Source organism: Larkinella fluvii (assembly GCF_051857545.1).
GTDB lineage: Bacteria > Bacteroidota > Bacteroidia > Cytophagales > Spirosomataceae > Larkinella.
This window is the reverse complement of record NZ_JBPZHB010000019.1, coordinates 13938-27530: the sequence shown is the minus strand read 5'-3', so window position 1 is coordinate 27530 and position 13593 is coordinate 13938. Positions and strand designations below refer to the sequence as shown.

The following is a 13593-nucleotide window of genomic DNA, read 5'->3' as shown; positions in this document are numbered from 1 at the left end:
TTTAGTTCGTGCCAATAAAGTCCTGGTATACCGCCCGAATTCCTTCCCGAAACCGTGCCCATGTGAAAGAGCGTGCCTGAACGGCGGCCAAACGGCCCATTTCAAACCAAGCGTTCTGTTCGGTAATGGCGGAATCGAGCAGAGCCGCCAGCCGCTCCGGATTGCGGATGGGTACCAAATACCCGTGTTTTCCTTCCACGATGACATCCGGCCCGCAGGTGTTCTCCGTCGTGATGACGGGCAAACCGGTCGCCATAGCTTCCAGAATGACATGCGCGAAACCTTCCGCCAGCGAAGGCAGGACAAACACGTGGCTCTGCTGAAGCTCCTGCACCAGTCGGCTCAATTCAATGGCTTCGTATACTTTGATTTTCAGGTCTTTATATTCTTTTAAAATATTGTGGTCGATGTAGCCGCGCCCACAAAGCACCACTTCGATGGTCTGGCTTTTCAGCAAACGGACGGCCTGCAAGAGATCCGCCAGCCCTTTGCGCTGGTTCATGCGGCCCACAAAAATGATTCGGAATGGATGGACTGAAGGAGCCTTCCGGCGTTGCGGAAAAGCCGCCGTATCGACGCCATACGGTACGACCCGAATCTGCCCGGCGACCAGGCCATTCTCGATCAGCGTTTTTCGGGTAAACTGGCTCGCGACAACGCAGGAAGTAGCCAATTGCGGTTCGGCGATTAAGCCTTCCAGCCGCTGATCTGCCAGCGAAAACTCCATTTCCGCCAGAATCGACTGGCTGGCAAATGGCAAACGATCGATCTCCTCCGATAGAATCGTCCGTACCGAAAGCGGGTGCGGATGCAATTGGAATAAAATCCGGTGCGAAATTCCAGCCTGTTCGGCCTGTTGAAAAGCCTGAAAAGCGTAGTAGCTGTAGAGAAACAGATTGCTCCCGGCGGCTTCTGCAGTTCGTAAGGCAGTAAGACTGATTGCTTTATCGATGTCGAGGCTGTAATCGCGTTGCAGAGCGTGTGCTTTAGCGGTTTTCCAGGAAGCGGGCAAGGATAGGCTGATTTTAGCCGCCGGTAAACCCGGACAATACCGCTTTTTGGCGTAAGCAGGTAGGCTTTGGTACAGCCAGTCCGGGGCATAGGACTCGGTAATCAACTGATTCAGCCAGTTGGCTTCGTGCAGGGCCAGACTCAGTTGGTAGTGGTCGCGGGCACCGGCATGGGCGGTTACGGATTGGCGGAGTTTGCTCATTTGCGTAAGGGGTTTAACCACGCGAAATCCGTGACAAGGGCTGGCACCAGTTTCCCGATGCGTTCCTCCGAAAGAATGCTGAGGCTATTCTGAAAAACCCGGAACAGCATGAAACCGTCACCCAGCAAAAGCCCGATGGCCATGCCGGCCAGTCCATAAGACGGAATCAGCCAGGTGGCAGCCAGTAAGGAGCCTAAGCTGCTGACCAGGAATGCCAAAGCGATCGATTGGTGCCGGTTCACCGAGATGGCCGTGGTGGCGCTGGTATTCCATAAACTGTAGGGGAGGGATGTTAGCAACAGCAGGGTGAAAACGGGTTGCTCGGGTTTTACGGCACCTTTGGTCCAAACGGAAAGTATCGATCCGCCTGTGATTTCCAGGGCAATCAGAAACAGCAGAGACGACCATAGCGCAATCTGGCAAACCCGCCGGTGGAGTAGAATTGCCGTGGAATAATCGTAGGCTACCAGCGCGCGAGTCAATTCCGGCCAGATGGCCGAGGTCAGGACGTTGATGATTTGCCGGATAAAATTGCTGAGGGTACGCAGTGTCGTGTAGACCACCACCTGAACCGGGGTCATGAAAGCGCCAATGAGCAGTGTGCTGCCTTGCAGGACGATGGAATTGGCCAGTGCAAATCCAAAGAAAGCCAGCGAAGGACTAAACAGGGGTCGGATTTCGGCCAAGGGAAAAAAGCCGGTTTTGACCTGACGAACCCAGGGGTAGCGGTGGCGATACCACAGAAACATCCCCGCCCAGCTACTGCCGCGCACCACCGAATAGGCCAATGCTACCGTAGCAGCCTGGCTACCGTTGCGAACCAGCACGATCACTACGGCAAATTCAAGCAGACGCGTAACGGTAATCCAAATCCGACCGCTGGCGTTGTCTCCTTCTGCCCGGGGAACGGTACTGAGGAGTTCCTGCTGAAGAGCCAGCACCACATACATCATCAGAAAGAGCAAAGTCTGCCAGGCGTCCGATTCGCTGATGTAGTTGATCTTTAGCCAGGTCGTAAAACCAGTGAGTTTCAATCCGAGCGCCAGAAGAACCGCGCCCAAACCCCCAAAACCAAGAATCGCGGTGATGCCATTCCCCAGGAGTCGGGCGGCTTTCGACTCGTCTTTTTTGCTGACCACAATCAGCAGTTCATTGGAGAGGGCCGAAGCGAGCCCGGCATCACTCAGACTCAGGTACGACGGTATTGTAAACAACAGCAACCACTCGCCGTAATACGTCAATCCCCAATACTGAATCAGCAGCGGCACACTGATCAACTGGATCAGGATTTGGCCGGCCTGACCCAATACGCTGGCCGCTATGGAATGTAAAACACGGCGAAACATTGTTTCCGGGATTAAAATGACTCGTTACGATTCCCGGCTTGCCACGCCGGCTCTGCGCGATTACTCGGCCAGGCTTTGGCGCAGCCGGCCGATCACATCGAACCCCACCGCCAGCGCCGTCACACTGCCTACCACAAACCCCACCAGCGTATACAGGATCACCAGCATCGTGCGTCGGGGCGACGATCGTTTCAGGGGAATTTTGGCGGGTTCCAATACCTTAAAAACGGGTGTTTGTTCCTGCACCTTAATTTTTGCCTGCTCAAATTGCTTGGCCAATTCCGTATAAACGACCTGAGAAATAGTCAATTCTGCTTCAATACGCTGTTTTTCCATGGTAGCGGCCTGCACCACCATGTATTTGTGCTGGTCGTTGTAGTGGAACATGCTGTATTGAGCAAGTTCGAAACGACGTTTCGCTTCTTTCAATCGGTTGGTATAGAATTCAAGGTCACGGCGAACTTTCTCCGTGCGATAATTCGATACATAACGGGTTAAATAATCCAGGGCGATCTGCGTAACAGCCGCCACGGCCGTGGGATCGGGCATGCGGGCCGATACCGTAATGATGCCGGAGCGGGTGTCCATTTTCGCCGAAACCCGCTGCTGAATGTCTTCCAGTAAATCCTGCTGCTCCTGCGTGAGTTGGAGGGTGTTCGGATTGGCATTGGGCCGGAGCGGAGCCGGCTTCTTTTTGGATGTGAGCCATGACCATGAATCTGGTGTCGTCAGCATGGCAGACACGCTTGTTTTGCCGCCGTCGCTGGTCGGAACCGGCTGTTCCAGCAGCGACAAAATAAAGGGCGTACTCTGCAAAACGTTGGGATACAGGTCGGGACGAATGGCTTCGACGCCACCGGTTTCGCCAAATTCCAAACCGGCAAAACCGGCCACGGAGGCCAGTTTCTGGAGTACGTCCCCCGTTCCCTGGCTGATTTCCGGCATAATTCGCGCTTCAGAGACGTATTCAGGCTGGGTTAGCAAAGAAACGACAACGCCGGTCACCGCAAAAAGAGCCGTGATGGAAAGCACCCGGATCCGGCTGCGCCAGAGCACCTTTCCGATTCGTCCGGGCGATAAATCCATCCAATAGCCAGCTTGAGGAGACTGGGTGGTGGTCACATGGTTCGCCGTCGTCATCAGGATCGCTCGTTAAAATAATCGGATAATGGTCAGGACAACAGCCGCCAGAGACGTGATTCCGGTCATGACGGCCACCCGCTCTGCGGGCGATAATTTGCTTTCCTCCCGTTTTGGTTTGGATGGAACAACCAGTTCCATCCCCGGATCGGGTTTGGGAAACGAGCGGAAAAACAGGAGCTGTTTCGTCCGCCGGATTTGCCCGTTGGCATAGATTGCGTATGATTTTCGGCGTTGGGCTTTTGAGGTAAAACCGCCGGATTCGTTGATGTAGGAACGAAACGATTTGGCCTGATTAAAATCTACCGTCGATGGATTCAGGACTTCTCCGCGGATGCGGACTAATTCGACCTTCCGGGGAATAACAATGGAATCGCCAGCCAGCAGGAGCAGATTGCCACTGTCGGTTGGTCTTTGCAGAATTTGATGAATATCGATGGAGATTAATTCTTCTTTTCGGATAAACCGGGTAGCTTTCAAAAAGGCGCTGGTCTGTAACCCGCCCGCCCGATCGATCAAATCCGAAATCCGTTCCGATTTGTCGCGGATGGCATACCGTCCCGGATAAGTGACTTCCCCCGTAATGGTCACCATTTTTTGCTGTTCGTACCGGGGCGACGTGCGCACAAACACTTCATCGAAGGGTTGGAGACTGAAATGGGCATCGGCTTCGTTGAGCCGGAGGTTCTCATCCAGATTAAACTGAAAGAGCCGCACGTTCTGATTGTTCGGTAAACCCGTAGAATCATTTCGGATCCGGCGGGCAATTTCGATGCGTGAGGCTGTGGCGCCTTCGGTAAATCCACCCGCCAAAACGATCAGGTTGGCCACGCTCATGCTGTCGGCATAGTCGAATGTTCCCGGTTTATTGACCGCTCCCTGTAGGGCAATGGTTCGCTTCTCCCGGAGGTCGCTATACGCCAGAACGGTAACATTGTCTTCGCGTTGCAGCGGAATATCGGTCGTTTCTCCCCGCATGAGTTTCCCCAGATCAATAGAAATCAATTCCGGATCGAGGTTTTTACGAAGCCGGCGGATGGTAGCCCGGTTCAGAAACGCGTCTTCCCGCAAGCCTTCCGCCGACGTAATGAGCTGTTTAAGGGTAGCATTGTTTTGCAGGGCGTACGTGCCGGGACGAAATACGGCCCCGCTGACCACCACCCGGTTGCTGAAGCGATCGGTAATGCTGCCGACCACATACTGATCTCCGCGCTGGGGTACAAAGGCATTGATGGCCGTCGCCGGAATGGTACCGATTTCAAGTTCTTTGGGTGTATTCCGGCGCAGGGTCAGCGAGGCTGTATACGCCCGATCGGTGAAACCACCGGCAAAAGCCAGCACGGTTTTCAACATTTCCCCCTTTTTGACCTCATACAGACCGGGCTGTTTCACCTCGCCAGTCAACGCCACTCGGGTGTCATAATGGTTGACGAAAATGATGTCCTGATCCTGTAACCGAATGTTGTCTTTCTGGTCGGCTCCAAGCAGAAAGTCGTAGATGTCGAGTGTGCGAATCTGGCGGTTGGCGCGGTATACCCGGATGTCGCGGAAAGAACCACGGCCGGGGTCCGGCCCGCCAGCGGCATAGAGGGCGTTAAAAACCGTTCCCAGTGACGACAGGGTATAGGTGCCGGGCTTGACGACCTGGCCAATCAGGGTGACTTTAATGCTCCGGATATTCCCCAGCGACACCTGCGCCTGAATGCCACTGCCAGGGGTGTTCAGGCCCGCATACAATTGCCGGAGCCGGGTAACGATGCGCTGTTCGGCCTGTTCCATCGTCAACCCATTGACGGATATGGGGCTGAGGTTTTCCAGACGGATCGTGCCCTCCGGATTGATCTTGGTGCGGTAGGTTTGCTGGGCGTTCCCAAAAATATCGACGATCAGCTCATCATCCGGGCCAAGCTGGTAGTTTTTGGGCGTTGGAATCCGGAGGTTAGGCTCGAAGGTCAGGTTTGCGTTGGTAAACAGAGAAGCACCAAAGACCGTCGGGATGAGCAGGGTGGTTTCGCTGGTGGGTGGTGTTAGAACAGCAACCGGTGGAGGAACCGGAACCGGCGAGTCTTCCGACTGGGTGCGGCCGCCGGTCGGCTCGCGAACCGGTTCTGATTTGGGTACGGTGTTGAGGTCGGAAACCCGCTGACGCATTTTCGTGATATCGGCCTGGGTAAAGCCCCTTGACAAGGCCAGTTGTTCGATTTGTGCCTCAGAAAGTCCACTCGATTTGGCTTGCTGAATAAATTGCTGAACCTGCTCTTCAGTTAAATCAGCTACCTTTTGCGCTACGGAAGAGGTCAATATTCCGAAAGCCATCATCAATACCAGGCCGGTCTGCCTGTGAGCTGTTTTATAAGTTATTCTACCCCAAAAAATCACGATGAAAGTGCTATAGGTACGTGAAACCGGTTGAGACATTGCCCGGGCTCTGTGTCGTAAATATAGCCGGATGGCCAGGGGCAGCCGTGTAGAAAACTAGCCAAATGTGGGCAGGGGAGGGGTTGGTCTGCCCAAACGAACGAATGTTGATTTGTCTGTAAAATAGAAAATTTACTATAGTCCACGCAGTAGAAACCGCCTAGCTTGCAGCGTTATCCTATGGAGGTAGGGTAACTCTTTGAAACGTGGAACAACCCGGCCTGTTAGGGCCGGGTTTGTTTTTTTGCTTGACCGACTGTCTGGTTTTTAGGTCTGATGCGCTACCGCGAAAAGGGAATAATAAATGTAAAATGGCGAATGATGAATGTAAAAGGAGTAGCCAGCCCGGCACTTTTACATTCATCATTCGCCATTTTACATTTATCATTACTTCAATCACGCAAACAGAATCTCGGCGATTCGGTGGGCAGCTTTTCCATCCCAGAGCGGGGGAATGATCCCTTTTTTGGAATGGCCTTTCAGAATCTCCAGTACTTTGCCGTGAACGGTTTCCGGGTTCAGATCGGCCAGCAACTGATTGGTGCCCAGTTCGACGGTCACGGGTCGTTCGGTGCTGTCACGAAAGGTCAGGCAGGGAACCTGAAGGTAGGTCGTTTCTTCCTGTATACCGCCCGAATCCGTCACGATCAGGGCCGCGTGTTCCATCAGGTTCAGAAATTCCAGATACCCCTGCGGTTCCATCAACATCAGGTTGGCGATGGCGGAAAGCCGGGAGGACAGGCCGAATTTTTCCAGGTTGTGGAGCGTCCGCGGGTGAATGGGAAACAGGACTTTTCGGTAGGGAGCGGTATCTTCGATGATTTGCAGGATGCTCCGTAAACCGGCTTCCGTGTCGACATTGGCGGGCCGGTGCATCGTCATCAGAACGTACTCCTGCGGCTTTAATCCGAGCTTCTCAACGGTTTTGGTTTCGGCGGCTTTCTGGCGGTAATGCATCAGGGAGTCGATCATGACGTTGCCCACAAAATGCACTTTTTCGTTACAGACCCCTTCGTGTTTTAAATTATCCAGACCGGCCTGCTCGGTGATGAACAGCTGGTCGGAAATGCTGTCGGTCAGGATGCGGTTGATTTCCTCGGGCATGCGCCGGTCCCGGCTCCGCAAACCCGCTTCTACGTGAACCACCGGAACGTGCATCTTGACGGCCACCAGCGCGCAGGCAATCGTGGAGGTGACATCGCCCACCACCAGCACCAGATCCGGCTGTTCCGTTTCCATCACGGTTTCAAATTCCAGCATGATCCGGGCGGTTTGCTGCGTGTGCGACCCTCCGCCAACGCCCAGAAAATAATCGGGTTTCGGAAGTTCCAACTGGCTGAAAAAGACGTCGCTCATTTTGGCGTCGTAATGCTGTCCGGTGTGAACGATGATTGACCGAACCTGCGGATAGCGTTGAAAGGCCCGGTGGAGGGGTGCCACTTTCATGAAGTTAGGCCGGGCACCGACGATGTTCAGAATCTTGATTGGTTTAGACATGGCGAAGACGGAGAAAACAAGTCTGCCGACGGGTTGGGCTGCGGTACGAAGCGAACCGACAAAACCGCCCGCGATTCGGTTTACAACAAAGTACAGCGCGCGGAAAGAATGCATTCGTAGTAATTTTGCCAATCTGTAGCGTCTGCCCGCCCGGGAATAAAAAAAAGCCCCGATGGGATCGGGAAACCGGTCGGAATTCGCTTATTTTCCGAAAAGACGTTCCCACCACCGACTGTTTCGCATCAAGTTCCATGACCCAATTTCTTATCCGACCCATCCTGTCCATCGCGTTTCTGTGGGGTGTCGTTTCTGCGCTTCACGCCCAATCCATTGCCCGTCTGCCGGTGTATTCCAGCGAAGAACTGCGGAGCAAAACCGACTGGCTTCTGGCTGCACCAGCCCAAAAATCGGCGGTTTATCGAACCAAAGAAGGCTTTCTGGCCTTGAGCAACGGTCTCATTACCCGAACCTTTTCCCTCGAACCCAACGGCGCATCGGTAGGTCTGGATAATTTGACGACGGGAGAATCGCTGCTGCGGTCGGTGTCGCCCGAAGCCATTCTCTGGATCAACGGCCACGAAATCAAAGTGGGTGGGTTGACTGGCCAGCCCATTCAGAATTACCTGCTGACGGGCTGGCTCAAAACCATGAAAGCCGATCCCTACAGCCTGAAAATGCTGACGTATGAGGTGTCTCCGATTAAAAAACGGATGGAGTGGAACCGCCGGACGGCCTGGTCGACGCAGAAAGCCGACTGGCCCCCTAAAGGGCTGGAGGTCACGTTTACGTACGGAACGACGGACGACATCATTCGCAATAACCAAAACCGCCTGACGTCCGATGACCGGCGCACCAAACTGCTGGACGACGGTTTTCGGAGTCTGTCGTCCGACTGGAAAATCGTGGCGTCGCCGGGGAATCAGTCCGCGTCGTTTACGAATGAAGGCAAAGCGGGTGAAATTCAGATTCCGGCCAACAGCACCCTGTTTGCGGAGCGGCCATGGCCCGAAAAAACCGCCGTGGTGATTTGTAAACTCAATTCGGGAACGGATCAAAGTGTGTATTACGGGCCGGGTGTGGCGCTCACGTTTGCGGATCGGCCGCCGTTGAAATTCTATCTCTCGCCCGGCAACCAGCAGTTTGGTTTGCAAAATGGCGATCAGGGAGAGTTTTTCGAGGGGTTCGATCCCGCCAAATCCTGGTATCTGCGCATCGAACTGGCGTTGGGCAAAGTGCTTTTGTCGGTATCGGAAGACGGTATTGGTTACAAAGCGCTTCGCACGCTCGACCTGGCCTCCGTTCCGAAAGGCATCCGGGTCGGAAAAACCGATCAGAAAGGCAATACCTCAGAGCAGTCTGCTTCCCAATCGACGGGCCGCTGCCGGATTGAGCAGTTGACCTTGCTCGGTGGCCCGCAGAATCCGGGGGCTGATCTGGATTTTCTGAACGGTTTGGTCGTGAAAGTGCATTACGAATTGTACGACGGTTTGCCGCTGCTCAGTAAGTGGGTGACGGTCGAAACCGCATCGGCGGAAGGTTTTGTGCTGAACAATCTCCGAACCGAACACCTGGCCGTGACCGAAGCCGAAAGCTCCGTAGAAGCCAAACGGCGCTGGGAATTGCCGCCGATTTTTGCCCAGAGCGATTTTGCGTTCCAGTCGATGGCGCCCAACGCGTCCGAAAACGCCTGCGTCGAATGGCAGGAAGACGCGACGTACCGCACGCAGGTGAATTACAACCTTAAAACACCATCGGTGCTGGTTTGCCAGCCCCGGCAGGGTGTTGGGCAGAAGATCGTTCGGGGGCAGCCGTTTGAAAGCATGCGGCTTTGGGAATTGCTCTACGACTCCGGCGACCGGGAACGCCGGGGGCTGGCGCAGCGGAAAATGTACCGCACGATCGCGCCCTGGGTGACCGAAAATCCGATCCTGATGCACATCCGCAGTTCGGCCGATGCCGACGTAAAAAAAGCCGTCGATCAGTGCGCGGAGGCCGGTTTCGAGATGGCCATTCTGACGTTCGGCAGCGGTTTTAACATCGAAGATTCGACCCGGCAAAACCGGCAGCGCATGAAGGCGTTGAAGGACTACGCAGCTTCGAAAGGCATTGCCATCGGTGGGTATTCCCTGCTGGCGAGCCGGTCGATTGATCAAGAAAATGACGTGGTCATGCCGAAACCCGGCATGACTCCCATTTTCGGTCATTCGCCCTGTCTGGAAAGTGCCTGGGGACAGCGGTATTTCGAAAATTTATACCGTTTTTACCAGGAAACCGGCATGGACATCCTGGAGCACGACGGTTCATATCCGGGCGACATTTGCGCTTCCACGAGTCACCCCGGCCACACGGGTCTGGAAGATTCGCAGTGGAAACAGTTTGCCCGAATCCGTGATTTTTACCAGTGGTGTCGCGGGAAAGGCATTTACCTGAACGTGCCCGACTGGTATTTTCTGGCGGGGAGCAACAAGATTGCGATGGGCTACCGCGAAACAAACTGGTCGCTGCCCCGTGAATACCAGGAGATTATCGAACGGCAGAACATTTACGACGGTACCTGGGAAAAAACGCCGTCGATGGGCTGGATGTTCGTGCCGCTGGTCGAATACCACGGCGGTGGTCCGGCGGCTACCATCGAACCGCTGAAAGACCATCTGCCGCATTACGAGCAGCGGATGGCCAATCTGTTCGGGGCGGGTGTGCAGGCCTGTTACCGCGGACCGCAGTTGTACGACGCGCCGGAAACCAAAGCCGTGGTGAAAAAATGGGTAGGTTTTTACAAGAAACACCGCCCCATTCTGGACGCCGACCTCATCCACCTGCGCCGACCCGACGGACGGGATTACGACGCCATTCTGCACGTCGATGCCGCCGGAAAAGAGAAAGGTCTGCTGATGGTGTATAACCCGCTGGATGAGCCGATTACGAGAACGTTGACGGTCGATCTATACTACACGGGTTTGAAAAACCGGGTTTCCATCAGCCAGCAGGACGGCGCGTTTGCGAGTCGGGCGCTGGACGGAAGCAAACTGACGCTTCGGGTTACTATTCCTGCAAAAAGTCAAACCTGGTACGTATTTCAATAAGCCCTGACACGGTCAGTTCAGACAACGGGGATTGGTGGCCAGTGTCTGCTTATTCCGCTCTAATTCCATCAAAACGGCTTTGGCAAAAGCAACTTTGTCGGACTTCCGGTATTGCTCGATGGGCTGACTGCGGGTCAGTGTAAAGTTCTGATTGGTTTGCTGGCAGGCGCCCCACAGATCGGGATTGAGTTTGATCTTGTACTGACGGATGGGCGTATCCGCGCCGAACCAGAGATTGATGATGTTGCTAACGGTTGGTTTAATGACGACACTCATGATGTGGTTGTGGTATGTGTTAATAAGCCGAAGGTAAACTTCCGATAAATAAGTTGCTAAATAATTTTGTGTCAGCGGTTAAAATGACGGTTTAAGCCGCCGAAAACCGTGGATGAAGTGGTATGTTTTGCAATAATCGATTTTTGCCAATTATTATTTAGTAACGACAAACCGCTCCCATTGTTCTGCTTTTGCTGAAAATTTGACCCTTTTTTTAGTAAATGGATGTTTTTACAGATAGTATTATTTTCTTGCATTATTTGTAGATGATTGGTGCCAAACTAGAGAATCCCGTGGTCAGAATTTGATGGTATTGGCGCTCTGAATGACCCTGATGTTCGAATACGTTCCTAAACCGTAATCAATGAAAATTCGAAAAATGAATCTTTTCAGGAAAGGATTCAACACCCGGCTGCACAACGTGTTGACGGCTGGTTTGCTGCTGGGGTGCTGCCTGCTGTCGGGCATGGAGTCGCGGAATTCGGCTTCGGATACCGGCAAAGACTGGCCTAACTATGGAGGGAACAAAGCCGGCAACCGCCACTCGCCACTCACCCGGATCAACACCGAAAACGTCCGGAATTTGCAGGTAGCCTGGCAGTATGATGCCTCCGAAAAACCGGATCCGAATGACCCCGCCCGGAAGCGGGGCCGCGCCATTCAATGCCAACCGATTGTTGTCAACGGCATTCTGTATGGCACCACACCCGAACTGAAACTGTTTGCCCTGAAAGCCGGATCGGGCGAACAACTCTGGAAATTTGAACCCTCGAAAAACGACCGGCTGAACTCCAACCGGGGCGTGATGTACTGGGAAAACGGGAACGAAAAACGCATTTTGTATACCGTAGGGTCGAGTTTATACGCCGTCAATGCTGAAAACGGGCAAATCGTATCCAGTTTCGGAACCGATGGGCGGGTGGATCTGCACGAAGGGCTACAGACCAATCTGGATCATGACGTCAGCAAGTTGTCGGTAACGGCCACGTCGCCCGGAATTATTTACCGGAACACGGTTGTGATGGGCTCAAGCGTATCCGAATCCGGCGATGCGGCTCCCGGCCACGTGCGGGCGTTTGATGTGGTGACCGGAAAATTGAAGTGGGTTTTTCATACGATTCCGCAGCCTGGTGAGTTGGGCTACGATACCTGGCCGAAGGATGCGTATAAGAGAATCGGAGCCACGAACAACTGGAGCGGGCTGTCGCTGGATGAGAAACGGGGCGTCGTTTATTTCGGCACCGGTTCTCCCGCTTCGGATTTCTACGGGGGCGACCGCAAAGGCGCAAATCTGTTTGCCAATTGCATTCTGGCACTGGAGGCCGAAACCGGCAGAATGAAGTGGTATTACCAGACGATTCACCACGATCTGTGGGACCGCGACCATCCGAGTCCGCCGAACCTGATCACCTTGAAACGCAACGGAAAAGCCGTCGATGCGGTGGTACAGGCGACGAAAGACGGATTGGTGTATGTGCTGGATCGGGATAAGGGAACCTCGCTGTTTCCGGTGGAGGAACGCAAGGTGCCCACGAACGGCTTGCCCGGCGAACATCCGTATCCGACGCAAAAATACCCGCTGAAACCGCTGCCGCTCAATCGGCAGGTGTATACCGAAGCCGATATTACCGACCTGTCGCCGGAAGCCCATGCCTACGTGAAAGAGCGGTTTTTGAAAATTAAAACGGACAACAAATTTGCGCCCCCCAACACCACCGGAACCTTGCTGTTTGGCTATAGCGGTGGTGCCGAATGGGGCGGAAATGCCATCGATCCGCAGGGAATCCTGTACCAGAACGTCAATGAAGACCCCTGGGAACTGGTTATGACGGAACGGGCCAGCCTGACTACGCAGAAAAATCCGGTAACGGCGGGGAATGCCCTGTACATCACCAACTGTGCGGCCTGTCATGGGCAGGACCGGCGAGGTAGCGGGCCGGAACTGCCGGGGCTGGTCGATATTGGCAAAAAACGCTCGGCGGAGGAAATCAAAACGCTGCTAAAAACCGGCAGTGGCCGGATGCCTTCGTTTCAGCACCTGTCCGAAAAAGACCGTGATGCCATCGTTGCCTTTTTGCTAAACCGGGAAACCGGCCCGGCGACGGTCGCCAGCGCCCCGGCTCCGGCGGCCACCAACCCGGGTGGTTTTCCGTACGTACCGGCTTACGTGAGCAAAGTCTGGCAGCGGTTTACGGATCAGGACGGCTATCCGGGCATCAAACCGCCCTGGGGAACGCTCAATGCCATCGACCTCAATACCGGGGAGTATCTCTGGCGGGTGCCGTTGGGTGAATACCCGGAACTGACGAAAAAGGGCATTCCCATTACTGGAACCGACAGCTATGGCGGACCGCTTTCCACGGCGGGCGGGCTGGTGTTTATTGCCGGCACCCGGGACGAAAAGATCCGGGCATTCGATAAAAAAACCGGCAAGGTGGTCTGGGAATACCAGCTTCCGTCGGGCGGTTTTGCCACCCCGATCACCTACGAAATTGACGGGAAACAGTATGTGGTGATTGCCGCCGGTGGAGGCAGAGGTCAGAAAATCGGGGGAAATTACATCGCTTTTGCCTTGAAATAAAGGGGTAGAACCCACTTCACAGTGATGTTGATGCCCGGA

The 13593-nt window shown here is 54.3% G+C and carries 8 protein-coding genes; 2 read left to right on the top strand and 6 right to left on the bottom strand.

Annotated elements, in window-relative coordinates; all coding sequences use genetic code 11:
* Position 1 precedes the first annotated feature (1 nt).
* The 5 genes from ACS5NO_RS31845 to wecB form a co-directional block, all read right to left on the bottom strand.
* Positions 2 to 1213 carry a glycosyltransferase family 4 protein gene (locus tag ACS5NO_RS31845; RefSeq protein ID WP_439418841.1) on the bottom strand — a complete coding sequence of 404 codons (1212 nt, stop codon included), beginning with the start codon at positions 1211 to 1213 and terminating at the stop codon, positions 2 to 4.
* Positions 1210 to 2559 carry a lipopolysaccharide biosynthesis protein gene (locus ACS5NO_RS31840; protein WP_439418840.1) on the bottom strand — a complete coding sequence of 450 codons (1350 nt, stop codon included), beginning with the start codon at positions 2557 to 2559 and terminating at the stop codon, positions 1210 to 1212. Before ACS5NO_RS31840 ends, ACS5NO_RS31845 begins: the two co-directional genes overlap by 4 nt.
* A 60-nt stretch (positions 2560 to 2619) precedes the next feature.
* Positions 2620 to 3699 carry a Wzz/FepE/Etk N-terminal domain-containing protein gene (locus ACS5NO_RS31835; RefSeq protein WP_439418839.1) on the bottom strand — a complete coding sequence of 360 codons (1080 nt, stop codon included), beginning with the start codon at positions 3697 to 3699 and terminating at the stop codon, positions 2620 to 2622.
* 12 nt (positions 3700 to 3711) lie between these two features.
* Positions 3712 to 6015 (bottom strand): SLBB domain-containing protein, encoded by a 2304-nt coding sequence (locus ACS5NO_RS31830; protein ID WP_439418838.1) that lies wholly within the window; start codon positions 6013 to 6015, stop codon positions 3712 to 3714.
* Positions 6016 to 6513: 498 nt separating this feature from the next.
* Positions 6514 to 7602, bottom strand: coding sequence for a non-hydrolyzing UDP-N-acetylglucosamine 2-epimerase (gene wecB / locus ACS5NO_RS31825; protein WP_439418870.1), 1089 nt, complete (start codon positions 7600 to 7602; stop codon positions 6514 to 6516).
* Between the two features lie 263 nt (positions 7603 to 7865).
* Here wecB and ACS5NO_RS31820 point away from each other — a divergent pair, with 263 nt between their 5' ends.
* Positions 7866 to 10697 (top strand): hypothetical protein, encoded by a 2832-nt coding sequence (locus tag ACS5NO_RS31820; protein ID WP_439418837.1) that lies wholly within the window; start codon positions 7866 to 7868, stop codon positions 10695 to 10697.
* 12 nt (positions 10698 to 10709) lie between these two features.
* Here the strand turns inward: ACS5NO_RS31820 and ACS5NO_RS31815 are convergent, their stop codons facing one another.
* Positions 10710 to 10973, bottom strand: a complete 264-nt coding sequence (locus tag ACS5NO_RS31815; RefSeq protein ID WP_439418836.1) for a hypothetical protein — start codon at positions 10971 to 10973, stop codon at positions 10710 to 10712.
* A gap of 364 nt (positions 10974 to 11337) precedes the next feature.
* Between ACS5NO_RS31815 and ACS5NO_RS31810 the strand changes: the two genes are divergently transcribed.
* Entirely contained in the window at positions 11338 to 13554 is a 2217-nt protein-coding gene (locus tag ACS5NO_RS31810; RefSeq protein ID WP_439418835.1) for an outer membrane protein assembly factor BamB family protein, read from the top strand.
* Positions 13555 to 13593 lie beyond the last annotated feature (39 nt).

Bases quoted from the DNA above. Each gene is read 5' to 3' on its own strand.
- ACS5NO_RS31820 (WP_439418837.1), top strand. From the start codon at position 7,866: ATGACCCAATTTCTTATCCGACCCATCCTGTCCATCGCGTTTCTGTGG.
- ACS5NO_RS31810 (WP_439418835.1), top strand. From the start codon at position 11,338: ATGAAAATTCGAAAAATGAATCTTTTCAGGAAAGGATTCAACACCCGG.
- ACS5NO_RS31845 (WP_439418841.1), bottom strand. From the start codon at position 1,213: ATGAGCAAACTCCGCCAATCCGTAACCGCCCATGCCGGTGCCCGCGAC.
- ACS5NO_RS31830 (WP_439418838.1), bottom strand. From the start codon at position 6,015: ATGGCTTTCGGAATATTGACCTCTTCCGTAGCGCAAAAGGTAGCTGAT.
- ACS5NO_RS31835 (WP_439418839.1), bottom strand. From the start codon at position 3,699: ATGACGACGGCGAACCATGTGACCACCACCCAGTCTCCTCAAGCTGGC.
- ACS5NO_RS31815 (WP_439418836.1), bottom strand. From the start codon at position 10,973: ATGAGTGTCGTCATTAAACCAACCGTTAGCAACATCATCAATCTCTGG.
- ACS5NO_RS31840 (WP_439418840.1), bottom strand. From the start codon at position 2,559: ATGTTTCGCCGTGTTTTACATTCCATAGCGGCCAGCGTATTGGGTCAG.